This window comes from Streptomyces sp. x-80, from assembly GCF_046549095.1.
Taxonomy (GTDB): domain Bacteria; phylum Actinomycetota; class Actinomycetes; order Streptomycetales; family Streptomycetaceae; genus Streptomyces; species Streptomyces celluloflavus.
On record NZ_JAJPWM010000015.1, the window covers coordinates 220,380 to 246,293 of the forward strand.

At 72.0% G+C, this 25,914-nt stretch carries 21 protein-coding genes; 15 read left to right on the forward strand and 6 right to left on the reverse strand.

Features of this window, described 5'->3' with window-relative positions; genetic code table 11:
* Positions 1-177: 177 nt before the first annotated feature.
* Positions 178-1,149 carry a hypothetical protein gene (locus tag ACLJWH_RS28250; protein WP_411144585.1) on the forward strand — a complete coding sequence of 324 codons (972 nt, stop codon included), beginning with the start codon at positions 178-180 and terminating at the stop codon, positions 1,147-1,149.
* Between the two features lie 122 nt (positions 1,150-1,271).
* Here the strand turns inward: ACLJWH_RS28250 and ACLJWH_RS28255 are convergent, their stop codons facing one another.
* From ACLJWH_RS28255 to ACLJWH_RS28270, 4 genes are all read right to left on the reverse strand, one after another.
* Positions 1,272-1,574 (reverse strand): sulfurtransferase TusA family protein, encoded by a 303-nt coding sequence (locus ACLJWH_RS28255; RefSeq protein ID WP_411144586.1) that lies wholly within the window; start codon positions 1,572-1,574, stop codon positions 1,272-1,274.
* Entirely contained in the window at positions 1,571-2,824 is a 1,254-nt protein-coding gene (locus ACLJWH_RS28260; protein WP_411144587.1) for an MFS transporter, read from the reverse strand. The genes ACLJWH_RS28255 and ACLJWH_RS28260 overlap by 4 nt, the downstream gene beginning before the upstream one ends.
* Positions 2,825-2,963: 139 nt before the next feature.
* Positions 2,964-3,326 carry a PLP-dependent transferase gene (locus ACLJWH_RS28265; RefSeq protein ID WP_411144588.1) on the reverse strand — a complete coding sequence of 121 codons (363 nt, stop codon included), beginning with the start codon at positions 3,324-3,326 and terminating at the stop codon, positions 2,964-2,966.
* A complete protein-coding gene (locus ACLJWH_RS28270; RefSeq protein WP_411144589.1) occupies positions 3,307-3,984 on the reverse strand; it encodes an ArsR/SmtB family transcription factor in 678 nt (225 codons plus the stop codon). Before ACLJWH_RS28270 ends, ACLJWH_RS28265 begins: the two co-directional genes overlap by 20 nt.
* A 637-nt stretch (positions 3,985-4,621) precedes the next feature.
* On the opposite strand from ACLJWH_RS28270, the gene cseB reads away from it, so the two are divergent.
* The 4 genes from cseB (at position 4,622) to ACLJWH_RS28290 (ending at position 10,153) form a co-directional block, all read left to right on the forward strand.
* Entirely contained in the window at positions 4,622-5,317 is a 696-nt protein-coding gene (gene cseB, locus ACLJWH_RS28275; RefSeq protein ID WP_411144590.1) for a two-component system response regulator CseB, read from the forward strand.
* A 5-nt stretch (positions 5,318-5,322) separates the two neighbouring features.
* A complete protein-coding gene (locus ACLJWH_RS28280) occupies positions 5,323-6,585 on the forward strand; it encodes a sensor histidine kinase (protein WP_411144591.1) in 1,263 nt (420 codons plus the stop codon).
* Between the two features lie 189 nt (positions 6,586-6,774).
* A complete protein-coding gene (locus tag ACLJWH_RS28285; RefSeq protein WP_411144612.1) occupies positions 6,775-7,518 on the forward strand; it encodes an ABC transporter ATP-binding protein in 744 nt (247 codons plus the stop codon).
* Between the two features lie 70 nt (positions 7,519-7,588).
* Positions 7,589-10,153 (forward strand): ABC transporter permease, encoded by a 2,565-nt coding sequence (locus tag ACLJWH_RS28290; protein ID WP_411144592.1) that lies wholly within the window; start codon positions 7,589-7,591, stop codon positions 10,151-10,153.
* A gap of 408 nt (positions 10,154-10,561) precedes the next feature.
* Here the strand turns inward: ACLJWH_RS28290 and ACLJWH_RS28295 are convergent, their stop codons facing one another.
* Positions 10,562-11,506 carry a LysR substrate-binding domain-containing protein gene (locus ACLJWH_RS28295; protein ID WP_411144593.1) on the reverse strand — a complete coding sequence of 315 codons (945 nt, stop codon included), beginning with the start codon at positions 11,504-11,506 and terminating at the stop codon, positions 10,562-10,564.
* Positions 11,507-11,655: 149 nt separating this feature from the next.
* On the opposite strand from ACLJWH_RS28295, the gene ACLJWH_RS28300 reads away from it, so the two are divergent.
* Genes ACLJWH_RS28300 through ACLJWH_RS28315 form a run of 4 tightly spaced genes read left to right on the forward strand, consistent with a single transcriptional unit; the run spans position 11,656 to position 15,944 of the window.
* On the forward strand, positions 11,656-12,807 hold the full coding sequence (locus ACLJWH_RS28300) for a CaiB/BaiF CoA transferase family protein (protein ID WP_411144594.1): 1,152 nt from the start codon (positions 11,656-11,658) through the stop codon (positions 12,805-12,807).
* 36 nt (positions 12,808-12,843) lie between these two features.
* A complete protein-coding gene (locus ACLJWH_RS28305) occupies positions 12,844-13,635 on the forward strand; it encodes an enoyl-CoA hydratase/isomerase family protein (protein WP_411144595.1) in 792 nt (263 codons plus the stop codon).
* 42 nt (positions 13,636-13,677) lie between these two features.
* Positions 13,678-14,841: an acyl-CoA dehydrogenase family protein gene (locus ACLJWH_RS28310; RefSeq protein ID WP_411144596.1), complete on the forward strand. Its 1,164-nt coding sequence runs from the start codon at positions 13,678-13,680 to the stop codon at positions 14,839-14,841.
* Positions 14,838-15,944, forward strand: a complete 1,107-nt coding sequence (locus tag ACLJWH_RS28315) for an acyl-CoA dehydrogenase family protein (RefSeq protein WP_411144597.1) — start codon at positions 14,838-14,840, stop codon at positions 15,942-15,944. The genes ACLJWH_RS28310 and ACLJWH_RS28315 overlap by 4 nt, the downstream gene beginning before the upstream one ends.
* Here the strand turns inward: ACLJWH_RS28315 and ACLJWH_RS28320 are convergent.
* Positions 15,913-16,764 (reverse strand): methyltransferase, encoded by an 852-nt coding sequence (locus ACLJWH_RS28320; RefSeq protein ID WP_411144598.1) that lies wholly within the window; start codon positions 16,762-16,764, stop codon positions 15,913-15,915. The two genes, ACLJWH_RS28315 and ACLJWH_RS28320, sit on opposite strands and share 32 nt — an antisense overlap.
* On the opposite strand from ACLJWH_RS28320, the gene ACLJWH_RS28325 reads away from it, so the two are divergent.
* The 6 genes from ACLJWH_RS28325 to ACLJWH_RS28350 all read left to right on the forward strand — a co-directional run.
* Positions 16,763-18,394 carry an MmgE/PrpD family protein gene (locus tag ACLJWH_RS28325; protein WP_411144599.1) on the forward strand — a complete coding sequence of 544 codons (1,632 nt, stop codon included), beginning with the start codon at positions 16,763-16,765 and terminating at the stop codon, positions 18,392-18,394. The two genes, ACLJWH_RS28320 and ACLJWH_RS28325, sit on opposite strands and share 2 nt — an antisense overlap.
* A 669-nt stretch (positions 18,395-19,063) precedes the next feature.
* Positions 19,064-20,080 (forward strand): ParB/RepB/Spo0J family partition protein, encoded by a 1,017-nt coding sequence (locus ACLJWH_RS28330; RefSeq protein ID WP_411144600.1) that lies wholly within the window; start codon positions 19,064-19,066, stop codon positions 20,078-20,080.
* A 677-nt stretch (positions 20,081-20,757) separates the two neighbouring features.
* Positions 20,758-22,092, forward strand: a complete 1,335-nt coding sequence (locus ACLJWH_RS28335) for a bifunctional o-acetylhomoserine/o-acetylserine sulfhydrylase (protein ID WP_411144601.1) — start codon at positions 20,758-20,760, stop codon at positions 22,090-22,092.
* Between the two features lie 35 nt (positions 22,093-22,127).
* A complete protein-coding gene (locus ACLJWH_RS28340; protein WP_411144613.1) occupies positions 22,128-23,225 on the forward strand; it encodes a homoserine O-acetyltransferase in 1,098 nt (365 codons plus the stop codon).
* Positions 23,226-23,236: 11 nt separating this feature from the next.
* Positions 23,237-23,830 (forward strand): carboxymuconolactone decarboxylase family protein, encoded by a 594-nt coding sequence (locus tag ACLJWH_RS28345; RefSeq protein ID WP_411144602.1) that lies wholly within the window; start codon positions 23,237-23,239, stop codon positions 23,828-23,830.
* A gap of 117 nt (positions 23,831-23,947) precedes the next feature.
* The coding region (locus tag ACLJWH_RS28350) for a type I polyketide synthase (protein ID WP_411144603.1) at positions 23,948-25,914 on the forward strand (1,967 nt) is incomplete at its 3' end.

Here is a 25,914-nt window from a genome sequence, read left to right on the forward strand (position 1 = left end):
TGGGCCGGATGCCGGGCAGCCGGTGGTTCAGCCGGACAGCGGAAATCTCACCGCAGTTGCTTCACCCGGCGCCATACGAGGCGGTGGCGCAATAGGGCCACTGGCACAAGTGCGCCACCCGCGCAGTAAGCTTCGGCGGCCGGGCGGACCGGCCCCGGTTCGGGCGAAGGGAGCGCCGTGCACGACGTGTTGGACCCGGACTCCGACCGCGGGCGCGTCTACCGGTCCCTGGTCGGTCACCCACGTGAGCCCGTCGGCCGGCTGGCGGACCGGGCCGGGCTGAGCGAGACCGTCGTGCGGGCGGTGCTGAAGGAACTCGCCGCCGAGGACATCGTCATCACGACGGACGCCGGCGGCGGGGAGGAATCCTGGGAAGCGCTGCCGCCCACACAGGTCGTCGAGGCGCTGCTTCAGCGCGATGCCGCCCTGTGGCCGGCCCTGCGCCAGGCCGGGACGGAACTGGAACAGCTCTACCGCTTCGCCAGGCGGGACGCCGGTCACTACGGCGCGCTGGAGGTCGTCGAGGACGCCGCCCGCGTCCTCGCCGTCAGCAGGCAGCTTCAGCACTCCGCGCGCCACCAGCTCCGGGCCATCGACATGCCACCGTACTCCGGCACGGTCGACCACTACCTCGGACAGGAGGTGCTCCAGCGCGAGCGGATGGCTGCCGGAGTCGTCTACCGCACCATTTACCACGGAGCCGCGTGCGACGACCCCATCGCGGGGCCCAACATGGCCCGCATGATCGCGGCCGGGGAGCGGGCGCGGGCACTGGACGATCCGCCCATGAAACTCGCCATCGTCGACAGCGAGCTGGCAGTGGTCACCCTCGCCGCCGACGGCCACCCCGGTGTCGTCTCTCTCCTGGTACGTCCCTCCAGCCTCTTCCGGGCGCTGTCCAACGTGTTCGAGTCCCTGTGGAGGCTCGCCGTTCCCGTGACGGCGACGGGCACCGGCACCCAACTCGACGCCCGGGACCGCCAAATACTCACCCTCATGGCCAGCGGCGCCACCGACGACGCGATCGCCCGACGCCTGGGCCTGGGCCGCCGCACCGTCGTCCGCCGCGTCTCCGTCCTCCTCGCCGGGCTGGGCGCCACCACCCGCTTCCAGGCCGGGGTCCAGGCGGCCCGGCGCGGGTGGCTCTGAGCGGGTGCTCTGCGATAACTCGCCGGATTCCGGAATGAGTTGGGGTCAGGGGTGGCCGGTGCGGGCCGGGCGGGGGTGAACAGACCGGGTTCGGGTTCGGGCACGGTCTCGCGGGTGGCGGGTCAGTCGTCGGCGGCGTGCCAGGGGGCGTCCGGGCGGGTGCGGCGTGCCTCGGCGGAGAGGCGCACGGCATAGACCGGCGGTTCGCCCGGGGAGAGGGGCCCGAGGTAGGTGTGACCGGTCATATGGCACCAGGCGGGCAGGTCGAGCGGGGCGGCCGGGTCGGTGGCGATGACGTGGACGACGGTGCCCGGCCCGGCACCGTCGATCTCCTTGCGCAGGCGGAGCAGGAGGGTGACACAGAGCAGGCCGGTGCCGTCCACAGTGATGTCCGGTGCGGGGGAGCCGGGGTTCGTACGGGTCATCGGCGGTAGGCGGTGGCGGCGACGGCGGGCAGGACGGCGAGGGCGAGAACGCCGCCGGTGAGGGCGAGGACGGGGTAGCTGGTGGCGGCGACCATCATGCCCGAGGCCATACCGCCGGTGGCGCCGGCCAGCGCGATGGCGACGTCGACCGTGCCCTGCGTCTTGGCGCGGGTGGCGAGCGGGACGGCGTCGGTGATGATCGCGGTGCCGGCCACCAGGCCGAAGTTCCAGCCGAGCCCGAGCAGGGCGAGGGCCAGGGCGAGGAGGGCGACGGAGTCACCGGGCGCGACGGCGGCGAGCACACCGGCGGCCAGCAGGGTGATGCCGGAGGCCGCGGCGATCGCCATGCGGCCGTAGCGGTCCACCAGCCAGCCGGTCAGCGGCGACGGCAGATACATGGCGCCGATGTGGATGGCGATGACGAGGCCGGAGGCGGCGGTGCCGTGCCCGTGGTCGTGCATGTGGACGGGGGTCATCGTCATGATCGCGACCATGACGAGCTGGGTGAGGATCATGACCAGCGTGCCCAGGACGACTCCGCCGCCGCCCTTCCGTGTGCCGTCGGCGTCGGCGTCGGCTGCTTCGCTCTCGGCCAGGGTGCGGGCCAGGAGCAGCGGGTCCGGTCGCAGCCAGAGGGCCAGAACGACGGCGGCAAGCGCGTAGGCGGCACCGGCGAGGAGGAAGGGGCCGGCCAGGTTCGGGATGCCGAGGGTTTCGGCGAAGGCGCCGGTGGGGGCGGCGAGGTTGGGTCCGGCGACACCGCCGACGGTGGTGGCGACCAGGACGGTGGAAGCGGCGCGGGCGCGGTGGCTGGGCTGGGCGAGGTCGGCTCCGGCGTAGCGGGCCTGGAGGTTGGTGGCGGTGCCGGCGCCGTAGACGAAGAGGGCGAGAAAGAGCAGGACGGGCTGGTGCAGGACGGCGGCGGCGATGACTCCGGCCGAGCCGATGGCTCCGGCGAGGTATCCGGCGGCGAGGCCGGGGCGGCGGCCCCGGGCCTGGGAGATGCGGCCGACGCCGACGGCGGCGAGGGCGGATCCGGCGGTGAACAGGGCGCTGGGCAGTCCGGCGAGGCTGGTCGTGCCGAGCATGTCCTGCGCGAGGAGGGCGCCGACGGTGACACCGGCGGCCAGTCCGGCGCCGCTGAGGACCTGGGAGGCGACCAGGACGCGCAGGATGCGGGCCTGTGCCTGGCCGGTGTCGGGTATCGGGGGTATCGCGGCCGTCGGGCCGGCGGGTGCGGTGCTGGTCATCTCTTCTTTCCGGAGCGGGGGGGCGGGGTGAAACGGGCTGTGGTCCGTGCACCGGCCCGGTCCCCCGAGGGGAGAGGCGCGGGCCGGGTACGAGGGGTGGTCCGACAGCCGGCGTCGGGGGCTGGGGGAGGGCCGGCGGTCAGGTCGTCGGCGTCTTCGGGCCCGGCCGACAGCGGATCGCGCTGCCGGCGATGCCGCGCCTGGTGCGTTCGGCCGGGTCCGGGCCGTGGTGGGTGGTGGTGACCGGCCGGGTGATCAGGGACTCGACGCCGCCGAGGCCGGGAGTAACGGCGAACAGTGCCCGCCCATTGCTGATCGTGGCCGTCCGTGCGGCGTTCGCATCGAGGACGGCGCTGAGCATGCCGCCGCCCCCGTGCGCCTGCGCGTCTGTGAGCTGCTGCCGCCTGCCGGTGGCCGGGCCCGGCGAGTGCGCGCGGCGCCTGCCGGGCCCGGGTGCGGCGGCGGGCCGTCGGCCGGGGCACTCATGTGAGGTCCGCGGCATCGACGGGCATCTGTGACAGGCGCCATTCGAGCATGCCGTCGTTGAGGCGGACGGCGCGGCGGCCGAGGCCGGTCAGCAGGCGTACGGCTTCGTAGGCGAGGGCGCAGTACTCGTCGCGGCAATAGACCACGATCTCGGTGTCCTCGGACAGCTCGTCGATGCGCTCGGCCAGCTCCTCGACCGGGATGGAGACCGCGGCCGGAATGTGCCCGGCCCGGTACTCCGCCACCGGCCGCACATCCAGCACGACGACCTCCCCGGCCGCCACCCGGCCGCGCAGCTCGTCGTGGGACAGCTCGGCTGCGCCGTGCTCGCCGAGGTAGGCGTCACGGGCGGCGGGGACGGCGGCCTGGTGGTTCTCGGCGACCTTGCGCAGCAGCGCGAACAGCTGGGCCACGTCGTCGCCGGCGAGCCGGTAGTGGATGCGGACGCCTTCCCGGCGGGTGGCGACGAACCCCGCCCGCTTGAGGACCTGTAGATGGGCCGACGCCGTGGTCAGGTTCAGCCCGGCCGCCTTCGCCAGCGCGTCGACGGAGCGCTCGCCCTGGGCCAGCAGATCCAGCAGTTCCAGGCGCGCTCCGCTGGCCAGGGCTTTGCCGCTGGCCGCGAAGGCGTCGTACAGCCTGGCCTTCGTCCCGCTCTTCGTGTTCTCCGACACCGCATCCTCCATAAATCCATGGATAAGTGTAGATGGGTCGAGATGGGTGGCCACACGCACCCCTCCTTCCCGGGATCTTGGCGGGCGCCGTGGGCTTCGCGGGCGTTCACCTGCTGCCGCCCGTCGGCGAAGGGCCCGGCAACAGCGCCTGTCCCGCCGATCCCGGTCCGTGGCTCGACGGCATCTCCGGGAGACGCAGGTTCTCTGACGCCGAAGCGTGCGAGTCGCGCCACCCCGGGCGGGTTTGTATCCAGTGGGTATCAGGGAGCGCTTGGTTGTCCATCGAGTTACTGCGCCGGGCCACGGGGGAGGGGCGCGAGGGCAGCGGCAGTGGGGCGGTCCAGGTGGCTTCCCAAGGTCGTGCTGTCCGCTCTGACCTGGGATTTCGATGAGGACGGAGGCGGGGGAGGGCCGGCTGTCCGTCCGCTGGGTGACTGCTCGCTACGCCCGAAGTCTGCCTTATCGTTTCTTTCGGTCCTCCGGTTCTCCGGTTCTCCGGTTCTCCGGTTCTCCGATTCCCGGTTCGCCGGCTCCGCGGTGAGTGTCCAGGGGGCCGATGTCGCATCACCGCCCGAACAGGAGGCAGCTGCCCGTGTCCTCGTCCGCCCCGGCTGGGGTCTCTGCGCGCCCTGTGCGCGTGTTGCTGGTGGAGGACGACGATCTGATGCGCCGGTCCTTCGCCGTCGCCCTGGAGCGCTACGGCTACGAGCTGCGGGTCGCCGCCGACGGTCTCGCGGGGCTGGAGCTGTTCCGCGAGGAGAGCTTCGACCTGCTGATTCTGGACGTGATGCTGCCCGGTCTGGACGGGATCGGCCTGTGCCGCAGGGTCCGGGAGACCAGCTTGGTGCCGGTCCTGATGATGTCCGCGCGCGGTGATGGGCTCGACGTCGTCGCCGGTCTGGAGGCCGGGGCGGACGACTACGTGGTCAAGCCCGTGGACACCTACGTGCTCGTGGCCCGTATCCGCTCGCTGCTGCGGCGGGCGACCTACGCGCCCGCACCGGTAGCCGAGCGGGCAGTGGGCGATGTGCCGCCGCCGTCCGGGGAGGGTCTGCTGGTCTTCGGGGACCTGGCCATCGACACGGGCGGCCTGGAGGTGTTGGTCTCCGGCAGCCCGGTGGCGCTGACCCCGACCGAGCTGAAACTGCTGCTGGAGTTCGCCGCCCACCCGGGCATCGTGCTGGAGCGGCACACCTTGCTCCGCAACGTCTGGGAGTACGGCTGGGACGGGGACAGCAGGGTCGTGGACCTGTGCGTGCAGCGGCTGCGCAGGAAGCTGGGCCGGGACCGGATCGAGACGGTCCGCGGCTTCGGCTACAAGCTCAGGCGCTGAGGCCGGTGCGTCCGTTCCGCCGGCTGTGGCCGGAGCGCGTGCCCCTGCGCTGGAAGATCGCGGGGCTGGCCGCGGCCACTGCGTGCCTGGTCGCGGTGGTGGTGGGCGTGCTGGTGCACCTCTGGACCGCGCACGGCATCCGTGTCCGGGCCGAGCGGGACGCGTTCAACAGCGTGTACTCGGCAACGGATGTCTACCGGCGTACCGGAACGCTGGTGGCGGGCGCCGAACTCGATCCGGCCGCGCTGCCCGCCGCACTGCGACATCCTTCCGACGGCGACCGGCACACGGCCTACGACGGGCGCGTCGAGGGGAATCTGGGCCCGAGCTTCTGGGCCGCCCAGCGGACCGGCGGACCGGGCAGCCGGGTCCTCGCCTTCCAGGTCAACATGAGCGCGCAGCTCTACGATCTGCGCAAGCTCGACATGACGATGGCGGTGGCTTCGCTGGTCGCCCTCGCGGCGGCCACGCCCCTGGCGGTCTACGGCGCCGGGCTGCTCGGCCGCCGGCTGCGGTGGGTCTCCGAGACCGCGGGCCGGATCTCGGCCGGGGACCTCGACGCCCGGACCGGGCCCACCAAGGGCCGTGACGAGGTGGCCGACATCGCCGCCACCGTCGACCTCATGGCCGACAGCCTCGGCAGGCGGCTGCGCAGCGAGCGCCGGTTCACCGCGGATGTGGCCCATGAGCTGCGCACACCCGTCGGCGGTCTGCTGGCCGCCGCCGACCTGCTGCCGCCCGGTGAGACGGAGGACCTGCTCCGGTCCCGGGTGCGCGATCTGCGCGGCCTGGTCGAGGACCTCCTGGAGATCTCCCGGCTCGACGCCGGCGCCGAACTGCCGGTCCACGCCCGTGTCCCGCTCGGCGCGGTCGTCTCCGATGCCGTGACGCGCACCGGCCTCGACACCGAGGTCGCCATCGCCGGCGCACGGAGCGGCGCGGCCGTACAGACCGTGGAGACCGATCCGCGCCGCCTGGAACGGATCGTCGGCAACCTCGTCGTCAACGCCCACCGGCACGGCAGCACGCCGGTGCGGGTCACCGTCGAAGGCCGCACGGTCGTGGTGCGCGACCACGGCCCCGGCTTCTCCCGGGACCTGCTGCGCGACGGGCCGCGCCGCTTCCACACCGGCGCGGCCGAGCGCGGCTCGGGCCACGGCCTGGGCCTGACCATCGCCCTGGGACAGGCCCGGCTCCTCGGCGCCGAACTGCTCCTGGCCAACGCCCCGGACGGCGGCGCCGTCGCCACCCTGCGCCTGCCGGCCTGACCGCCCGCACCACGGAACTGCGACAGAACCGCCCGCACCGCAGAACCGCTACGCAGCGGAGCGGACGCCGATACACAGTGGCTCAGGCCCCGATACGTTCCGCGGACACCCTTCGAAGTGCACCGTTCCGCACTTGACGAGGAGTCTCCCGTGACCGCCGAACCCTTCGCCCCCCATGCGCCGCAGCCGATGCCCGCGATCACGGCCGCCACCTCCGGTCTGACGAAGGTCTACGGCAGCGGCGACACCCAGGTCGTCGCCCTGGACCGGGTCAGCATCACCTTCAAGGAGGGCGAGTTCACCGCGATCATGGGCCCCTCCGGCTGCGGCAAGTCCACCCTGATGCACTGCGCCGCCGGGCTCGACTCGCCCAGTTCCGGCTCCGTACGCATCGGTACCACCGAGCTGAGCACCCTCGACGACCGCCGGCTCACCCAGTTGCGCCGCGACCGGATCGGCTTCATCTTCCAGGCGTTCAACCTGCTGCCGACGCTGACCGCGCTGGAGAACATCACGTTGCCGCTGACCCTCGCCGGACGCCGGCCCGACCCGCAGCGGCTGGAGCGCGTGGTCGCCATGGTCGGCCTTTCCGATCGCCTCGGCCACCGGCCGGCACAGTTGTCCGGCGGGCAGCAGCAGCGCGTCGCGGTCGCCCGCGCCCTGGCCGCACAGCCCGCGATCGTCTTCGGCGACGAGCCCACCGGCAACCTCGACTCCCGCGCCGGATCCGAGGTCCTCGGCTTCCTGCGCGACTCGGTGCGTGCGCTGGGCCAGACCGTCGTCATGGTCACCCACGACCCCGTCGCCGCCGGCTACGCCGACCGCGTGGTCTTTCTCTCCGACGGCCGCCTGGTCGACGAGATGACCCACCCCACCCCCGACCGGGTCCTGGACCGGATGAAGTCCCTCGACACCCGCTCACGCACCAGCTGACCCGCCTCACCCCAGGACCGCATCAGCCCCCGGCTCGCATCCGCCGAGCCACGTCCCCCGGAAGCCACCCATGCTGAGAACAGCCCTGCGCAACATCCTGGCGCACAAGGCCCGTCTGGTGATGACCGTCCTCGCGGTCTGCCTGGGCGTCGCGTTCGTCTGCGGCACCCTCGTCTTCGCGGACTCCACCGCCGCGGCCCACCGCGCCGCCGCGTCGAAGAACTTCGCCGACATCGCGGTCACCGTGACCGCGAAGGAGTCCCCGCCCGGGGGCTCCCCGGACCAGCACACCAGCGTGCTCGACGACGCGCTCGTGCGGAAGCTGGCCGCCGTACCCGGTGTCGCCGCCGTACGGCCCTCAGCTGACGGCTCGGCCGCCTTGAACGCGGCGGACGGCACCCCGCTGCGGACCGGCAGGAGCGGGTCGAACCTGGCCGGCGCCTACGTACCGGACAAGGACGGCAAGGACAGCCGCTACCCGCTCCTGAAGGGCCACGCCCCGAGGAACGGCGGTGAACTCGCCCTGGACAGCGACACCGCCGCAGCCGGCCACCTCCGCATCGGCGACACGGTCACGCTGGCCACCGACGGCCCGGTCATGACCAAGCGGCTCGTCGGCATCGTCACCACCAAGGACACCCGGGTGACCGCCGGCGGCACCCTCACCCTGTTCGACAGGGCGACCGCCCAGAGACTGTTCGCCACCCCGGGCCATTACACCGCCATCGATCTGTCCGCCGCGCCCGGCACCGACCAGTTCGCGCTCTCCCGCCGGGTCACCGGCATGCTCCCGGCCGAGCGGGCCGAGGTCACCACGGGCGCCGACCGGGCCACCCAGCAGGCCATCCTCGTCGACACCCTGACCCGGGGCTACGCGAAGCTGCCGATGGTCTTCGCCGGGGTCTCCCTGTTCATCGGCTCGTTCCTCATCATCAACACCTTCACCATGCTCGTGGCGCGGCGCGCCCGTGAGATCGCTCTGCTGCGGGCGATCGGCGCCTCGCGCCGCCAGGTGGCCGGCTCCGTCCTCCTGGAAGCCCTCCTGGTCGGCCTCGCCGCATCGGCGGCCGGATTCCTGCTCGGCCTCGGCATCGCCGCCGCACTGCCCGACGTCCTGAGCACCGGCGCGGACACACTGCCCCACGGCCCACTGGTGATCGGCCCGCGCTCGGTCGCGGCAGCGCTCGGGGTCGGTGTGGGGGTCACCCTGCTCGACGCGTGGCTGCCCTCCCGCCAGGCGGCGAAGGTCGCGCCCGTCGAAGCGATGCGCTCGGCCGCACAGCCGCCCGCCACCGCCCGGCCCCGGATCCGCGCCGTGGCGGGGCTGGTCCTCCTCGTCTCCGGCGCCGGTCTGCTGATCTCGCTCACGGGGGCGAAGGACGCCTCGGAGGGGAACCTGCGGAGCGCGATGCTCGGCTGCGCCGTCCTCGTCGTCGCCATGATCGTGCTCGCGCCGCTGCTCGCCGCCCCCGTGATCCGGCTGACCGGACGGCTGACCGGCGGCTTCGGGATCGTCGGCCGGCTCGCACGGGAGAACGCGCTGCGCGACCCGCGGCGCACCGCGGCCACCGCCGCCACTCTCATGATCAGCACCGCGCTGGTGACCGGGCTCGCCGTCATCGGAAACTCCACCGGGCAGGCCCTCGACCGCCAGGCCGCGGCCGGCCTCGACGCCGACTACGTGATCAGCTCCCGCACCGCCATGACCGGTATCGACCCGGCAGCCCTGGGGCGGGTGGCCCACACCTCCGGGGTGCGGACCGCGACCGCCGTCACGGATTCCACCATGGTCGCCGGCGGCCATGTCCGGACGATCTCCGGCATCGACCCCGACAGCGTGAACGAGGTCATGAAACTGGACTTCACCAGCGGCTCCGCGACAGACATCGGGCCGGGCCGGATCGCCCTCTCCAGCACCGTCGCCCGGGAACACGGTGTGCGCGCGGGCGGCCGGATCAGCGTCCGCATGGGACGGAGCCAGGACCTTGAGCAGTACACCGTCGTGGGCGTCTACCAGGACAATCCCCTCGCCCATGACGCGCTCGGCGCCCGCAGCGAGGTGGCGCACCACAGTTACCTGCCCGGTTCCGTCCAGCGGCTCCTCGTCCGCACCGAAGGCGGCGCAGCCTCGAAGACCCTTCAGGAGCAGCTGCGCACCGCCGTGGGCAACAGCCCGCTGCTGACGGTGCAGGACCGCGGCGAACTCGTCGACGAGGCCGGTGGCGTCATGAGCGGCCTGCTCGACGTGATGTACGGGATGCTCGCCATCGGCGTCGTGATCGGCGGGCTCGGCATCGTGAACACCCTGGCCATGTCGGTCGCCGAACGCACCCGCGAGATCGGCGCACTGCGCGCCATCGGCATGGACCGCGCCGGTATCCGGCGGATGATCCGTCTGGAAGCGGCGACCGTCGCCGCGTTCGGCACCCTGCTGGGTCTGGCGGGCGGACTGTTCGGCGCCTGGGCGGTCGGCGCCCTGGCCAACGGCGCGATGGAGCAGTACTCCCTGGTGCTGCCCTGGGGGACGCTGCTGCTCGTGTGCCTGCTCTCGCTCGCGATCGGCACGGCCGCCGCCGCCGTCCCGGCCCGCCGGGCAGCCGCCCTGAGCCCGCTGGAGGCTGTCGCGGAGGGGTGACACCGGCCGCGCAGGCGCCGCAGCAGCGCACCAGCGCCGATCGGCCGGTCCTCGGCGCCGCTCGGGTACGCCGCGGCGGCCGCGTCGGCAGCGGCCTGAACGCGGACCTCGGCGATCCGCACCGCTGCCGCGCCCTGCCGGCCGGCAGGGCGTCCGGCACCTGGCACACCAGCCCGGCGCCACCCGCGGGCCCGACGGTCCGCCAGGCGGCCCACACGTGGGCACGATCGGAACACCCCGCCCCTGGCCGCGCCGGTTGACGAGCGCGGCCGCGGCCAGGAGCGGGGCAGCGGCGCCACCGGAGCGCCGATGCCGAACCGCCGGGCCGGCACCCCGGTTCCGCCCTCGCCTGCCACGCCCGACGCCCCTTCCGCGCCGGCCATGCCCCCCAGTGGGACGCACCGCCCATCACGAGCAGGAAGGAGTGTCCTGGCCGGTCCCCGGCCCGCCACTGTCCGACAGGTCGAAGGCCGCGAGCATCCGCAGGACCTGCTGTACGGCGGCGTCAGGCCCCTCCGGGCGGTGGACGGCTGCGACCGCGGTCTCCAGGTAGGGGGAAGCGCCGCGCAGGGGGCGGTAGGCCACACCGGGAATCCCCAGTGAACGCACCTGCGCGGGGGCCAGCGCCAGACAGAGGCCGGCGGCGACATAGCTGAGCAGTCCCGGCAGGTCGTCCGCCCGGCCCCGCGGCCGGGGGGTGAAGCCGGCCTGCGCGCAGGCGAGCGCGACCTGCTGGGCGAGGCCGGGCAGCGCGCCGGGCTTGGGGAGCGCGAACTCCTGCTCGGCGAGTTCACGCAGGTCGAGGGAGGGCTCGGTGGCGAGCGGGTGGCGTTCGGGGAGAACCGCGACCAGCCGTTCCACGCCGATCTGCCGGACGGTCAGCTGTTCGGCGCCGGTGACCGGGAGACGGACCAGCGCGAGGTCGAGCGTCCCGGTGTGGAGCATGCCGACCAGCTCCGCGGAGGGGTGCTGGCTCAGATGCAGGCGCAGGCCGGGCAGTTCTGCGTGGGTGCGGCGCAGCAGGCGCGGCAGGAGGTCGTAGCCGAGGCTGCTGACGAACCCGAGCCGGAGCTCGCCCTCGTGGCCGCTCGCGACCCGCCGGACCCGGTCGATGGCGGCGGCCTGTGCTTCGAGCAGCCGCCGGGCGTCTTCGGCGAACGCGCGGCCGGCCGGGGTGAGCCGGGCGCCACGCGGGCCCCGGTCGAACAGGGCGACCCCCAGGCCGCGTTCCAGCCGCTGGATCGCCTGACTGAGCGGTGGCTGGCTCATGACGAGCCGCTCGGCGGCGCGGCCGAAGTGCTGCTCTTCGGCCAGCACGACGAACTGCTGGAGGAGACGCTGGGTCAGTTCCATATGGCGAAGCATATGGGATGCGGCAGAAAGAAGTATTGGACGATATGGGTGCCGAGAACTTGACTGGCTGTCAACAGATCGGCGTGCGAGCCGATCCCGATGAAGATCGGAGACGTGCCATGCCGTCAGGACGGCAGGAAGCCAGTGACGTGGGACCGCTGAACGGCGTGCGGGTGGTCGAACTGGCCAGCGTGATCATGGCTCCCTACGCGGCGCAGCAGCTCGGGGACCTCGGGGCGGACGTGATCAAGGTCGAACCGCCGACCGGCGACATGACCCGCCACTACCCGCCGACCCGCAGCCCCGGGATGGGCGCGGCGGCGCTCAACCTCAACCGCAACAAGCGCAGCGTCGTGATCGACCTCAAGGCCCCGGGCGGCCGCGACGCGCTGCTCGCCCTGCTCGCGACCGCGGACGTGTTCATCACCAACATCCGCCCACAGGCCCTTCAGCGACTCGGCCTGGGCCACGAGGACGTGGCGGCCGTCAACTCCGGCCTGGTCCACCTGAACGCCCACGGCTTCCGCAGCGACTCCGAGCTCGGCGGACACGCGGCCTACGACGACATCGTGCAGGCGGCCTCCGGCCTGGTGTGGCTGAACGAACAGGTCAGCGGCGTCCCGTACTTCGTCCCCACCGTGGTCGCCGACAAGATCTGCGGCCTGGTGATCGTGCAGTCGGTGCTCGCCGCGCTCCACCATCGCGACCGCACCGGCCAGGGGCAGCACGTCGAGGTCCCGATGGCCGACACCATGCTGGCCTTCAATCTGGTCGAGCACCTGGCAGCGGCGACCCTCGACCCGCCACAGGGACCCATGGGCTACTCGCGCGCGCTCAGCTCCCGGCGCAAGGCCGCCCGCACGGCGGACGGCTGGATGTGCATCCTGCCCTACAACGACCGCAACTGGCGCGACTTCTTCACCTTCGTCGGCCGCCCGGAACTGGCCGACGATCCGCGCTTCGGCTCGCTCGCCGACCGCGCCCGCAACGCCGACGAACTCTACGCACTCATGGAGGAGTTCTCCCCCCGGCACACCAGCGCCGCATGGCAGGAGTTCTGCGATTCGGCCGGCATACCCGCAGCCCCGGTGCTGAGCCTGGACGAGGCTGCCGCCAGCGACTACGCCACCGAAGGCGGCCTGCTGCGGACGGCCGAGCACCCCACCGAGGGCACCTACCGCCTCATCGGCCACCCCGTGCGCTTCCTCGCCACCCCGGCCGGTCTGCACCGGCACTGCCCACGGATCGGCGAGCACACCGAGGAGGTCTTCGCCGAGATCGGCCACCGCCCCTCCGCCTGAACCCGCAAGCCCACCACCCCCGGAATCGAGGACCCCATGAGCGAGCAGGAACCGCTGCGCGTCGAGCACCGGCCGAACGGTGTCACCGTGCTCACCTTCGACAACCCCGACAGACGCAATCCGATGACCGGGCGGCTGACCGAGCAGTGGCAGCGCACCATGCAGTCCCTGCGCGAGGCCCCCGGCCTGCGCGCCGTCGTGGTCACCGGCACCGGCCCCGCGTTCTGCTCGGGAGCCGACCTCAAGGAACTCGCCGACGGGCACGGCCAGGGCCTGCCCGCCGCCCGGACCCGCCTGCCGGCCTTCTACCGGGCCTGGCTGACCATCCGCGACCTGCCCGTCCCCACCGTGGCGGCCGTCGGCGGCCACGCGGTGGGCGCCGGACTGGCCCTGGCCCTGGCCTGCGACCTGCGCTACGCCGCCGAGGAGGCGCAGCTCGGCGCACCGTTCGTCCAGCTCGGCCTGCACCCGGGCATGGCCACCACCGCACTGCTCGCCGAGGCCGTCGGCCTGCCGCGCGCACGTGAACTCCTGCTGACCGGAAGGCTGGTGAGCGGCGCGCGAGCCGCCGCCCTGGGCCTGGTGCACGAGGCCCTGCCCGCCGACCAGGTACTGCGGTACGCGCTCGACGCGGCCGACGAGATCGCCGCCGCCGCCCCTCTGGCGGTGCGGCTGACCAAGAGCGGCCTGGCCCAGGGACAGCTCACCGTCGAACAGGCACTGACCTGGGAGGCGCTCGCCCAGCCGGTGACCACCACCACGGACGACTTCCGCGAGGGCGTCCAGGCCCGCCGGGAACACCGCCCCCCGCGCTTCACCGGCGCCTGACCACAGACCGCTTCTGCACCCCTACCTGTGAGGAGTACCCCGATGGCCCTCTCCGTCCTTGGCACCGGGGCAGTGCGACTGCCCCCCGAAACGCGGCAACTGCGGCAGGAGGTGCGCGACTTCCTCGACGCGGAGCGCGCCGCCGGCACCATCCTGGGCCGGCCCGACTCCTGGCTGACCGGCTGGGATCCCGCGTTCACCCGCCGCCTCGCCGAACGCGGCTGGGTCGGCATGGCCCTGCCGCGGAAGTACGGCGGCGGCGGGCGCGGCAACCTCGAACGCTATGTCGTCATCGAGGAACTGCTGGCGGCCGGTGCCCCGGTCTCGGCCCATTGGGTCGCCGACCGGCAGGCCGGGCCCTCCATCCTGCGCCACGGCACCGAAGAGCAACGGCGCCACTTCCTGCCCAGGATCGCCGCCGGCGCCTGCTTCTTCTCCATCGGCATGAGCGAGCGGAACAGCGGCTCGGACCTGGCCTCGGTGCGGACCCGGGCCGAACGGACCGACAACGGCTGGCGGCTGACCGGCACCAAGATGTGGACGGGCGGTGCGCACGTCAACGACTACGCGATCGTGCTCGCCCGCACCGACGACTCCGAGGACCGCCACGCCGGGCTGAGCCAGTTCATCGTCGACCTGCGCGATCCGCACCTTCGCATCGAGCCGATCCGCCTGCTCAGCGGTGAGCACACCTTCAACTACTGCCACCTGGAAGGCGTCGAGCTCACCGACGACGCACTGCTCGGCCGCCCCGGCGACGGCTGGCAGCAGGTCACCGGGGAACTGGCCCTGGAACGCAGCGGGCCGGAGCGCTTCCTGTCCACGCTGCCGCTGCTCACCGCACTCGTCGGACAGCTGCGGCGGACCACGTGCAGCCCGGACCAGCACGCCCGGGTGGGCCGTCTCACCGCGCGCCTGTCCTCGATCCGGCAGCTGTCGCTGGGCGTGGCCGCAGCCCTGGAGGCCGGCCGCCCGGCCGATGTGCACGCCGCGCTGGTCAAGGACCTCGGGACCCGCTTCGAGGGCGAACTCGTCAACGAGGTCCGCGAGATCCTGCCGGTCGCCGCCCGCTTCGACGCCACTCGCGGCACCTTTCCCGAACTGCTCGCCACCGCGATCCTGCACTCGCCGGGCTACACCCTGCGCGGCGGCACCAACGAAATCCTGCGTGGAATCATCACCCGAGGTCTGGAGCTGTCCTCATGAGCACCGCATCCCTCGTCGAGCGCGCCGCCGCCGTGCTGGCCGGACCGCGGGAGACCGACGCCCGGGAGCGGCCCGCCGAGTCCGCCCGGACGGTATGGGACGAGCTGCGCGCCGCCGACGCCCTGCCGCCGCTCGACACCGATCCGGCCGTCCTGGTGGCGCTGGCGTGCGAGGCCGGCTACCACGGCACCCCGGCTCCCCTCGGCGAGACGCTGATCGTCGCGCGTCCGCTGCTGGCCGCGGCGGGGATTGCCGTCCCGGACGGGCCGCTCACGGTCGCCTCCGGCCCGCTCGACGTACGGTTCACCCACGTGGACGCGGGCAGCAGGGTCGGACCCCTGGGTGCGCGCGGCACCGACGACGCCCTGCGCGTCAGCGGCACACTGGGCCGGGTGCCGTGGGCCCGCGCCGCCGACGCCGTGGTCGTGCTGACCGAGGGGCCGTCCGGCGGGCCCGTGCTCGTCCTCCTCGAAACCGCCGAGTGCCGACGGACCGAGGGCACGAATCTGGCGGGCGAGCCCAGGGACGACCTCGTCCTGATCGACGTGGCCGTCCCCGCCGAGCGGGTTCGCCGGATTCCGGCCGCACTGGTGCGGGAGGCGCAGTGGCGTGCCGGCCTGGCGCGGGCTGCCCTGATCGCCGGCGCGGCACGCCGCTGTGTCGAACTGACGGTGGCCCACACCACGGCTCGCGTGCAGTTCGGCCGCCCGCTGAGCCACTTCCAGGCCGTCAAGCAGGAGGAGGCGAAGCTGGTCGAGGAGGCGGCCCTGATCACGGCGGCCGTCGAGGCGGCGGCGGCCGCCCTGGCCGGTCCGGGCACGGCTACCGATCCGGACACCGCCGAGTTCGCCGCCTGCATCGCCGCCGCGCAGGGCTCCGCCTCGGTGGCCGAGATCACCCGCATCGCCCACCAGCTGCACGGCGCGATCGGTTTCACCGAACTCAGCCCGCTCCACCTGGCCACCACCCGCATGTGGTCCTGGCGCGATGAGGACGGCAGCGAACACGCCTGGTTCCGGAGGATCGGGCGGCGGGTGGTGGAAGGCGGCAGCGACCGGCTGTGGCCGCAGGTCACCGGGGTGGGCGGCGGCCCCAGCAGGTGATCAACGGCGCGGTGGTGACGTCCAGCTCCGGCTCCGGCTCCCGGTCCGATTCCCCGTCGGGATTCTCGTGGCGCAGGTTCGCCAGGTGCTGTTCGACCTCCGCGGGGGTGGCCAGCCCGGCCGCGACCAGCTGCTCGCGCAGCTGGCGTACGGTGGCGGCCTCCAGCTCCCGGCAGGCCGGCGAGGTGACCGGGAAGTACGCCTCGGCCGCCACCTCGCGCAGCCCGGCGGCGCGCAGCAGGGCCGGCAGGGTGCGGCCGAACGCGAGGTCGGCGCCGCGTTCGGCGAGCAGGGCCCGGAAGCCCCGCCGGATCCGGTTGGCCAACTCCTGGGCCGGGCCGCGTTCGTCGGGGCAGGCCAGCGGCTGCAACGCGGGATCGGCGTCCTCGATGACCAGCCGGCCTCCCGGACGCACCGCCGCGGCCAACGTGCGCAGCACCTGGGCGCGTTCGGGCAGATGGACGAGCACGAGCCGGGCGTGCACCAGGTCGAAGTCCCCGCCCGGCGGCTCCTCCCTGACCACGTCGTGGCGGAGCACCCGCACCGGCGCGCTGTCGGGTCCGCAGTCGGCCAGACCGGTCAGCCAGGTGGTGTCGAGGTCGGTCACCAGCACCTGCCCGGTCGGTCCGACCCGGGCGGCGAGCGCGGCCGGCAGGGAGGGGCCGCCGGCCCCCACCTCCCAGCAGCGCAGGCCCGTCAACGGACCCGGCCGCTCCAGATGCCCGAGGGTCCACGGATCGAAGAGCTCGGCGAACGCCTCGAAGCGCCGCCCGGCCTCCCGCTGCCGGTTGTCCAGCAGGTATGCGTTGTCAGCTGCCATGCCGCCCATCCTGCCGCAGGCGGGCGGACCCGCCGGCAACGGCCGGCCGGGCGGTGCCGGCCCCGCTGCTCGGACCCGCGCCGCGGGCCTCGTGGGCGCGTCCGCGTGGACGGGGCCACCGCGGTCGTGTGGTGGCCGTGCACTTTCAGGAGCGGGCGGGCTCCTGGAGAACGTTGTCAGTACACATTCCGACACCAGGGGACAATTAAGTCCGTACTTGCTGTCGTGGGTGCGAACGCAACAAAATCGGTCCGTGCCTGAAAACTCTCCTGGCCTCTCCCGACACCTCGGCGCATGGTCGAGCGGTGTGCGGTGGGAAGACCTACCGCAAGCAGTACGTATCCGGGCGGTTGACGCGTTACGGGACGTGGTCGCGGTGATGTTCGGCGGGGCGGTAACGACCGCCGCCGGAATCGCCGCGGGCTACGCACGGACCAGTCCCGGCGATGTCCCGCTGGCCGCCGGCGGCTTCGCCGAACCGACCAAAGCGGCGTTCGCCAACGCGACGGCGGCCACCGCTCTGGACTTCGAGGACGGACACTACCTCGGCGGCGGCATCCATCCCGGGTCGGTCGTGATCGCGGCGGGCCTCGCCTCGGCGCCCGCCGGCACCACCGTCCGCGACTTCGTCGCGGCACAGGTCGCGGGCTATGAAGTCGGCCTGCGTGCAGGCGCGTTGTTGTGGCCCCAGCACCCTGGGGACTGGTACCACTGCACCGGTACGGCGGGAAGTCTCGGCGCCGCCGCAGCTGCGGCCCGGTTGCGGGGGCTGGACGCCGAAGCCACCACCCGGGCGATCATCCTGGCGTGGCAGCACGCACCGATGGCCACCTTCGCCCTTCCCATGGCCAAGGAGTCCATCGGCTGGGGGGCCGCGGCCGGGGTGACGGCGGCGGAGCTCGCGCAGGCAGGTTTTCTCCGCACTCCGGACGGCTACGAACCGCCCGCCCTGCCGGGATTCGCGGCGACGCCTTTCGATGTCCCCGGGGCCGAGGACAATGAATTCGTCACGAGCTTCGGCAAGGTATTCGAAAGCGGACGAACGTACTTCAAGCGGTACGCCTGCTGCCGCTACATTCACGCGGCGGCGCACGGCCTCGGCGTACTGATGGACCAACTCGGGGTGAACGCCGAGCAGCTCGCGGAGATCGAGGTGCAAACGCACCAAGGCGCACTGTTCCTGACCGAAAGCGACCCCAGGACGCTGGACCACGCCCAGTACAGCTTTCCGCATGTGCTCGCCGCGGTGGCATGGGACGGCGCGGCGGGGGCGCGGCAGATCAGCGAGGCGTACCTGGGTGATCCCCGCCGGACCGAACTCGCGCGACGGGTCGAGCTGGTGCACGCGCCCGAGCTGGACGACGTTCCCCCGGCCGCCTACCCCTCCCGTGTGCGGATCAGGACCTTCGACGGCAGGGAAGCCTCGGAACTGTTCACCGCCGCGCCAGGAGACCTCGAATTCCCTTTGACCGCCGCCCAGTTGCGGAGCAAGTGGCTGGAGACGATGTCTCTCGCGATGTCCGCCGAGGTGGCCGGTCCGGTGCTCGACGGACTGGGTGATCCGGAGCGCGAGCTGGCGGAGGTGCTGGCACCGGCCTGGAAGGCCGTGGCGGCCCCGGCCACCGGCTGATTCCGAGAGGAATGACCAAGGCGCGCCCCGTCGGATTCCGGCGGGGCGCGCCTCTTGCTGCCCCTGTCCGGTCAGCGACCGGCCCGTCGGCCGTTTTCCACCAGTTCTTCCTCATGGGGCAACGGGAGCCGCCGACAACCTTCCGAGCAGGTGTGGACGACGCGCGTATGACGCTTGTCACAGCGTTTCGACGAATGGCGGGTCGGGTGGCGGATCGGAGCTACCGGAAGCGGCGCCGGCCGGGGTTGCCCGTTACCCGAAAACGCGAATATGTCACTGGTGCAGACCTGGTCGGTATCAATCCTGTCCACACCCTCAAGGCGAAAGCGGCCCTGTTCACGGTCACTGTCGGTATCCCCGGAACCAGGAACTCCGGCAGCCTTTTCGCAGTTGACAGGCGTCCGCAGCGGAAGTGTATGTTCGGCTCCAGGTGACGTGGTCAAGGTGTACGCCAAGTACGTGTGTATCGCGAGGACGCACCTTGCCCACTTCCGGTGGTTCCGCTTTGCCGGTGTGGTCGGCATGGGCGAATGAGGCCAGGGGGATCAATTGCTTGCCAAGGTGGCGGATCGGTGGCGCGCGACAATTGTTCGCGGCTGTCCGCGAGCAAGCCTGCCCGTACGGGGGTCGTCCGGTCGCACCGGTGGGTGCTGAATCATGGACGACGAGATGGCAACGACCCCTACGGCTCTGTCTGTATCGGTGCCCGCCGGCGAGTCGCGCGATGACGCGGTCCCGGACCGCGTGGCGCAGGCCGGCCTGACGCCCCCGACGAGAGTGCCGATCACCGCGCTGTCCACGGGTGATTCGCCCCGGCTGAACGGTGCCAACGCCGAGCACTGCCGCGTACTGGCCGAATCCGGCGCCGAGCTCCCGCCCATCGTGGTGCACCGGTCAACGATGCGAGTGATCGACGGCGCGCACCGGCTGCGCGCCGCTGAGCTGCGCGGGGAGCACGACATCGCGGTGCGGTTCTTCAACGGCAGTGCGCAGGACGCCTATGTGCTGTCGGTCGAAGCCAACACCACGCACGGCATGCTGCTGTCCAGAATGGAGCGCATGGTCGCCGCGAAACGGATCGTCGACTCGCACCCCCATTGGTCGGACCGGTCCATCGCGGCCAGCGCGGGACTGTCCGCGCGTACGGTGGCGGAAATGCGACAGCGTTCAACCGGTGAACAGCAGCGGTCGAACAGCCGGGTCGGCCGGGACGGCCGGGTGCGGCCGATCAGCAGCGCCGAAAGCAGACGGCTGGCCGGGGAGCTGATGACGAGCGATCCGAGTGCCTCACTGCGCCGGATCGCCGGCCTCGTGGGACTGTCCCCCGCGACAGTCCTCGACGTACGCCGCAGGCTCGACCGGGGTGACGACCCCGTACCGCCCCGCCAGCGGAATTCCGCCGGGCAGGCCGAACGGCGCCCGCAGGAGGAGATGCCGAGTCAGGAAAGCCTCGACGTCCTCCTCCAGAGTCTGGCCAAGGATCCGGCGCTCCGGTTCACCGAAGCGGGCCGGCTGCTGCTGCGGTGGTTGCACCGGCAGGCAGCAGGCACGGAGGAACAGGCCAGGCTGCTCGACGAAGTACCGGCCCATTGCGCGGGTTCGGTCGCCGAGTTCGTACGCCGCTGCGCGGAACGCTGGCTGGAGCTGGCCGACCAGATGGAACAGCGCCGGAGCCAAGCGGTCTGATCCGGCGCCAGACTTCCCGGCCCGGCGCACACCGGCGATCTGACCTGCAAGAACCCGGGCTCCTCGGAGGCCGGACCGGCGGCCTTCGGTGCGCGTATGCGGAGCGTACGCGCACCGCCCAGCTGCCGCGCCGCCTTGTATGCCCAGGCGAAATGGGTAGTTGCCCGACTGTGTGTTTTCCCGCACAATGCCCGACAGCATCTGTTGTTGTGCCGGGCTTTAGGTTCTGTTGTTGTGCTGGGCTTTAGGCGCGATCTCGTGAGCGCCAGGACTCGTGAATGCGTGGAATCACCACATTATTCACCGACGGTTCGAAGGCCCTCGGCTCTCCGATTTCTACGCGCGTCGCGTATCTTTTGCCGCAATCGGATGTGAGCGGTGGCGAGTTCTGCTCAGCGTGCGTGCCGGCCCGCTTGCCCGTCTGTAAATCCTGCATGAACAGTGTCATGTTCTTGAAAGGTTCTGTTCATGTGTCGCGGCCCCCGTTCACGTATACACAGAACGTGCCTGTTGAACTTCGATTCGCCTCGTTAACATCTTTTTCTGAGCGAAGCCGAAGCGCGATCTGCTCCTCGCCTTTCCCCTTGAATCCAGCACGGGGAATGCCGGCCGGTCCAGGTGACCCCACGCGGTTCGCGTGATCAATCCACGTTCTTCTTCCGTACGAGAGGAAAGCTGTGCCCATTCTCGACGACGCCAACGCCGGACCCGACGACGGCAACCATCCCGACCCCGCGGAAGCGTGGAGCTTCGAGACCAAGCAGATCCACGTCGGGTACGCGCCGGAGGCCGGCGATGCCAGGGCGCTGCCGATCTACCAGACCACCTCCTACACCTTCGACAGCACCGAGCATGCGCGGGCGCTGTTCTCGCTGGAGGAGCCCGGCAACGTCTACAGCCGCATCATGAATCCGACCCAGGACGCGATCGAGCAGCGCATCGCGGCGCTGGAGGGCGGCGTGGCCGCGCTGCTGCTCGCCTCCGGGCAGGCCGCGGTGGCCACCGCGGTGCTGAACCTGGCCACCGCCGGCGATCACATCGTCACCAGCCCACGGCTCTACGGCGGCAGTTACACCCTGTTCCAGCACACCCTGCCCCGCTTCGGCATCACGGTGACCTTCATCGAGGACCCGGACGATCCGGACCAGTGGCGGGCCGCGGTCCGGCCGAACACGAAGGCGTTCTTCGGGGAGAGCATCTCCAACCCCCGTAACGACGTGTTCGACATCGAGGGGGTGGCATCGGTAGCCCATGAGCACGGCATTCCGCTGCTCATCGACAACACGGTGGCCACGCCCTACCTCCTCCAGCCGCTGCGCCACGGCGCCGACATCGTGGTGCACTCGGCGACGAAATACCTCGGCGGACACGGGACCGCGATCGCCGGTGTGCTGGTCGACGGCGGCACCTTCGACTGGACCTCCGGCCGGTTCGCCAACTTCACCACCCCGGACCCCAGCTACCACGGCCTGGTCTACGCCGAGCTGGGCCCGCCCGCCTACGCGATCAAGGCGCGGGTCTCGCTGCTGCGCGACCTCGGCCCCACCCTCGCCCCGTTCAGCGCCTTCCTGCTGGGGCAGGGCATCGAGACGCTGAGCCTGCGGGTCGAGCGCCATGTGCAGAACGCCACCGCGGTCGCGGAGTTCCTCGCCGCGCAGCCGGACGTGACCTCGGTGGCCTATGCGCGCCTGCCCTCCTCGGCCTGGTACGAGCGCGGAGTGCGGCTCGCCCCGCGCGGCACCGGCGCCGTGGTCGCCTTCGAGATAGCCGGCGGGGAGAAGGCGGCAACCACGTTCATCGACGCGCTGACCCTGCACAGCCATGTGGCCAACATCGGCGACGTGCGGTCGCTGGTGCTGCACCCGGCGACCACCAGCCACGCGCAGCTCAGCACGGAGGAGCAGCTCACCGCCGGCGTCACCCCCTCCACCGTGCGACTGTCCGTCGGCCTGGAGGCGATCGACGACATCCTGGCGGACCTGCGCGCAGGTTTCGCCGCCACAGCACAGTGACCGTCGACCTGGTGCGGTCCGGACGCCGGGTGGATATGCCGCCGCCCGACGGCCGGCCGCGCGTCATCGACGTGGGACCGCTGGCCCTGGAGTCGGGAGTGGTGCTGCCCGAGGTGCACCTGGAGGTGCAGTGCTGGGGTACCCCCACGGAGGCCCGGGACAACGTGGTCCTGGTGCTGCACGCGCTGACCGGTGACGCGCACGTGGTCGGGCCCGCCGGGCCCGGCCGGCCCACCCCCGGCTGGTGGCAGGGCCTGGTCGGCGAGGGGTGCGCGGTGGACACCGGGCACTGGTGCGTGCTCGCCGCCAATGTGCTCGGCGGCTGCCGGGGCAGCACCGGTCCGGCCTCCCCGCACCCCGAAGGCGGCGTGTGGGGAAGCCGGTTCCCTCAGGTGAGCGTCCGCGACCAGGTGGCCGCCGAGGCGGCACTGGCCGATGCGCTGGGCATCCGGCGGTTCGCCGCGGTGGCCGGCGGCTCCATGGGCGGGGCGCGGGCGCTGGAGTGGGCGATCGGCTGCCCCGACCGGGTCGGGGCGGCGCTGGTACTGGCCGTCGGGGCGCGCGCGACCGCCGACCAGATCGGCACGCAGAGCACGCAGATCGCAGCGATCACGGGCGACCCCGACTGGCAGGGCGGCAACTACCACGGCACCGGACGCAGTCCGACGGCCGGGCTCGCCGTGGCCCGCCGGATCGCCCACCTCACCTACCGCACCGAGCTCGATCTCGACGAACGCTTCGGCAACGCCCCGCAGCGCGCCGGCCACCCCTTGGCCTCCGTGGACAGCTATCTGAACCACCAGGCACGCAAGCTGGTCGACCGCTTCGACCCGGGCAGCTACGTGGTGCTCACCTGCGCACTCAACGGTCACGACGTGGGCCGGGGGCGGGGCGGCGTGGACGCCGCGCTGGCCGGCTGTCCGGTGCCGACGGTCGTCGCCGGAATCGACAGTGACCGGCTCTACCCGCTGCGGCTCCAGCGCGAGCTCGCCGAGAAGCTGCCCGGCTGCCATGGGCTGGAAGTGATCAGCTCCCGGCAGGGGCACGACGGCTTCCTGACCGAGACCGAGGCCGTCGGCGAGTTGCTGGCCGGCACCCTGCGGCTCGCCGGGCCTGTCCTCCGCACCACCTGAAAGGAACCCTCGTGGCCCGCATCCCCTACCCGGAGTTCGACCGCGAATTCCGGATGCCGACACCGATCTACGGCGACCCGCAGGATGCGTCGTTGCTCAATGTCTTCCGCATGCTCGGGCACAGCCCCGCCCTGCTCACCGCCGTGGCGAACATCGGCTTCACCCAGCTCACGGAGGGTGAACTGACCGACGCCGACCGGGAGTTGGTGATACTGGCAAGTTCCCGGCGCTTCGGCTCGGACTACGTCTGGGCGCAGCACGAGCAGCTCGGCGCGGAGTTCGGCATCTCCGCCGACCAGCTCGCCGCGCTGTGCACGCACGACCTCGCCGCGTCGTGCTTCGATCGCCCGCAGCAGAACCTGCTGGCCCTTGTCGCGGAGACGGCGGCCGGCGCCGAGGTGGACGCCGGCCTGCTGGAACGCGTACGGCGGGACCGGGGGGACCGGCAGATCGTCGAGGTCATCGGCCTTGTCGGCGTGTACTTCCTGGTCTCGCGGATCACCACGACCCTCGGCATCGAGATCGACCGGCGCGAACTGGACAGCACGCTGTCCGCCGTGGGCCAACCGGAGAACGCACCCGTGACCGGGCCCGTGCCCGGATAGCAGCGCCCACGGCGCCGACCGCCGTCCCGCCTCACCTCACCGCACCGCCACAACGCGTCCTGTCTGTTCGCGACGCAGTCCGCCATGCCCGTTCCCGGGTCACAGAAGGGGAAGATTGTGCACCACACGACGTTTTCCAGGGTTGAGATTCCGTCGGACGCGGCAGACGCGATCGCCGTGGTCGGCATGTCCTGCCGGTTCTCCCAGGCATCGACGCCCGCGGAGCTGTGGACGCTGCTGAGCGAGGGCCGCGACACGATCGGCGAAGTGCCCCCGGACCGGTGGGACGCGGCTGCCTTCCACGACGCCGACCGCGCGGCGGCCGGCCGGATGAACTCCCGGTGGGGGTCCTTCCTGGAGAACGTCGACCACTTCGATCCGGCGTTCTTCCACCTGTCGCCGCGCGAGGCCGCGATGATGGATCCGCAGCAGCGGCTCATGCTCGAACTCGGCTGGGAGGCACTGGAGGACGCCCGGGTGCGGCCCGATGTGCTGCGCGGGCGCCGGGTCGGGGTGTTCGTCGGGTCGATCTGGGACGACTTCACGCGCCTGGTCTACCGGGACGCCGTCGCCGAGAGCACCCAGCACACGATGCCCGGCGTGCAGCGGGGCATGATCGCGAACCGGCTGTCGTACTTCCTGGGCGCCACCGGCCCGAGCCTCGTCGTCGACACCGGGCAGTCCTCTTCCCTGGTCGCCCTGCACCTGGCGTGCGAAAGCCTGCGCCGGGGCGAGTCCGAGTCGGCGATCGTCGGTGGGGTCAACCTGAGCCTGCTTCCCGAGACATCGGTGATCTCGACGAAGTGGGGCGGCCTGTCCCCGGACGGCCGCTGCCACACCTTCGACGCCCGCGCCAACGGCTATGTCAGGGGCGAGGGCGGCGGGGCCGTCGTGCTCAAGCCGCTCGCCCGCGCGGTCGCCGACGGGGACCGGATCTACTGCGTGGTGGCGGGCGGCGCCGTCAGTCACGGCGGCGGGGCGAGCGTGACCACGCCGGACGAGCAGGCGCAGCGCGAGGTGCTCCAGCTGGCCTACGAGAACACCCGGCTCGACCCCGGTGCCGTGCAGTACGTCGAACTGCACGGCACCGGGACGAAGGTGGGTGACCCGATCGAGGCCGCCGCTCTGGGCTCGGTGGTCGGCACCGCCGGATCCGGCCGCACGCTTCGCGTCGGATCGGTGAAGACCAACCTCGGCCACCTGGAAGGGGCGGCGGGCATCGCCGGCTTCCTGAAGGTCGCGCTGAGCATCTGGCACCGGCGGCTCCCGGCGAGCCTGAACTACCGCACGCCGAACCCGGATATCCCGTTGGACGACCTGCGCCTGGCCGTGCAGCAGGAGTACGGCACCTGGCCCGCCGAGAACGCCCAACTGATCGCCGGTGTCAGCTCGTTCGGAATGGGCGGCGCCAACTGCCATGTCGTGGTGGCCGAGTCGCCGGCACCGGTTCCCGAGGTGCCCCGGGATGCCGTTGAGCCCTCCGCCGAGCCCCCCGTCACACCCTGGGTACTTTCGGGCCGGACGGCTGGTGCGCTGTCTGCTCAGGCGGAGCGGCTGGGTGCGTTCTTGGCCGGGGGCGGTGAGTGGGATCCGGTGAACGTGGGGTGGTCGTTGGCGTCGACCCGTGCGGTTTTTGATCATCGTGCGGTGGTGGTGGTGGGTGGTGGTCGGGCGGAGTTGTTGGCTGGGTTGGCTGGTGTGTCGTCTGGTGTGTCTGGGGCTGGGGCTGGGGCTGGGGCTGGGGCTGGGGTGTCGGGTGGGGTGGGGTTTTTGTTTGGTGGTCAGGGTGCGCAGCGGGTGGGGATGGGTGCGGAGTTGTATGGGCGTTTTCGGGTTTTTGCGGAGGCGTTTGATGAGGTGTGTGAGGGGTTTGATGGGTTGGGGGTTGGTGGTGGGTTGTCGTTGCGGGAGGTGGTGTTTTCGGGTGTGGGGTTGGATGAGACGGGTGTGACGCAGGCGGCGTTGTTTGCGTTTGAGGTGGCGTTGTTTCGTTTGGTGGTGTCGTGGGGTGTGGTGCCTGATGTTTTGGTGGGGCATTCGGTGGGTGAGGTTGCTGCTGCTTATGTGGCGGGGGTGTTGTCGTT

Bases quoted from the DNA above. Each gene is read 5' to 3' on its own strand.
- ACLJWH_RS28290 (WP_411144592.1), top strand. From the start codon at position 7,589: ATGCTGAGAACAGCCCTGCGCAACATCCTGGCGCACAAGGCCCGTCTG.
- ACLJWH_RS28265 (WP_411144588.1), bottom strand. From the start codon at position 3,326: ATGCCGCGGACCTCACATGAGTGCCCCGGCCGACGGCCCGCCGCCGCA.
- ACLJWH_RS28295 (WP_411144593.1), bottom strand. From the start codon at position 11,506: ATGGAACTGACCCAGCGTCTCCTCCAGCAGTTCGTCGTGCTGGCCGAA.
- ACLJWH_RS28320 (WP_411144598.1), bottom strand. From the start codon at position 16,764: ATGGCAGCTGACAACGCATACCTGCTGGACAACCGGCAGCGGGAGGCC.
- ACLJWH_RS28325 (WP_411144599.1), top strand. From the start codon at position 16,763: ATGCCGCCCATCCTGCCGCAGGCGGGCGGACCCGCCGGCAACGGCCGG.
- ACLJWH_RS28330 (WP_411144600.1), top strand. From the start codon at position 19,064: ATGGCAACGACCCCTACGGCTCTGTCTGTATCGGTGCCCGCCGGCGAG.
- ACLJWH_RS28260 (WP_411144587.1), bottom strand. From the start codon at position 2,824: ATGACCAGCACCGCACCCGCCGGCCCGACGGCCGCGATACCCCCGATA.
- ACLJWH_RS28285 (WP_411144612.1), top strand. From the start codon at position 6,775: ATGCCCGCGATCACGGCCGCCACCTCCGGTCTGACGAAGGTCTACGGC.
- ACLJWH_RS28255 (WP_411144586.1), bottom strand. From the start codon at position 1,574: ATGACCCGTACGAACCCCGGCTCCCCCGCACCGGACATCACTGTGGAC.
- ACLJWH_RS28305 (WP_411144595.1), top strand. From the start codon at position 12,844: ATGAGCGAGCAGGAACCGCTGCGCGTCGAGCACCGGCCGAACGGTGTC.
- ACLJWH_RS28310 (WP_411144596.1), top strand. From the start codon at position 13,678: ATGGCCCTCTCCGTCCTTGGCACCGGGGCAGTGCGACTGCCCCCCGAA.
- ACLJWH_RS28340 (WP_411144613.1), top strand. From the start codon at position 22,128: ATGCCGCCGCCCGACGGCCGGCCGCGCGTCATCGACGTGGGACCGCTG.
- ACLJWH_RS28315 (WP_411144597.1), top strand. From the start codon at position 14,838: ATGAGCACCGCATCCCTCGTCGAGCGCGCCGCCGCCGTGCTGGCCGGA.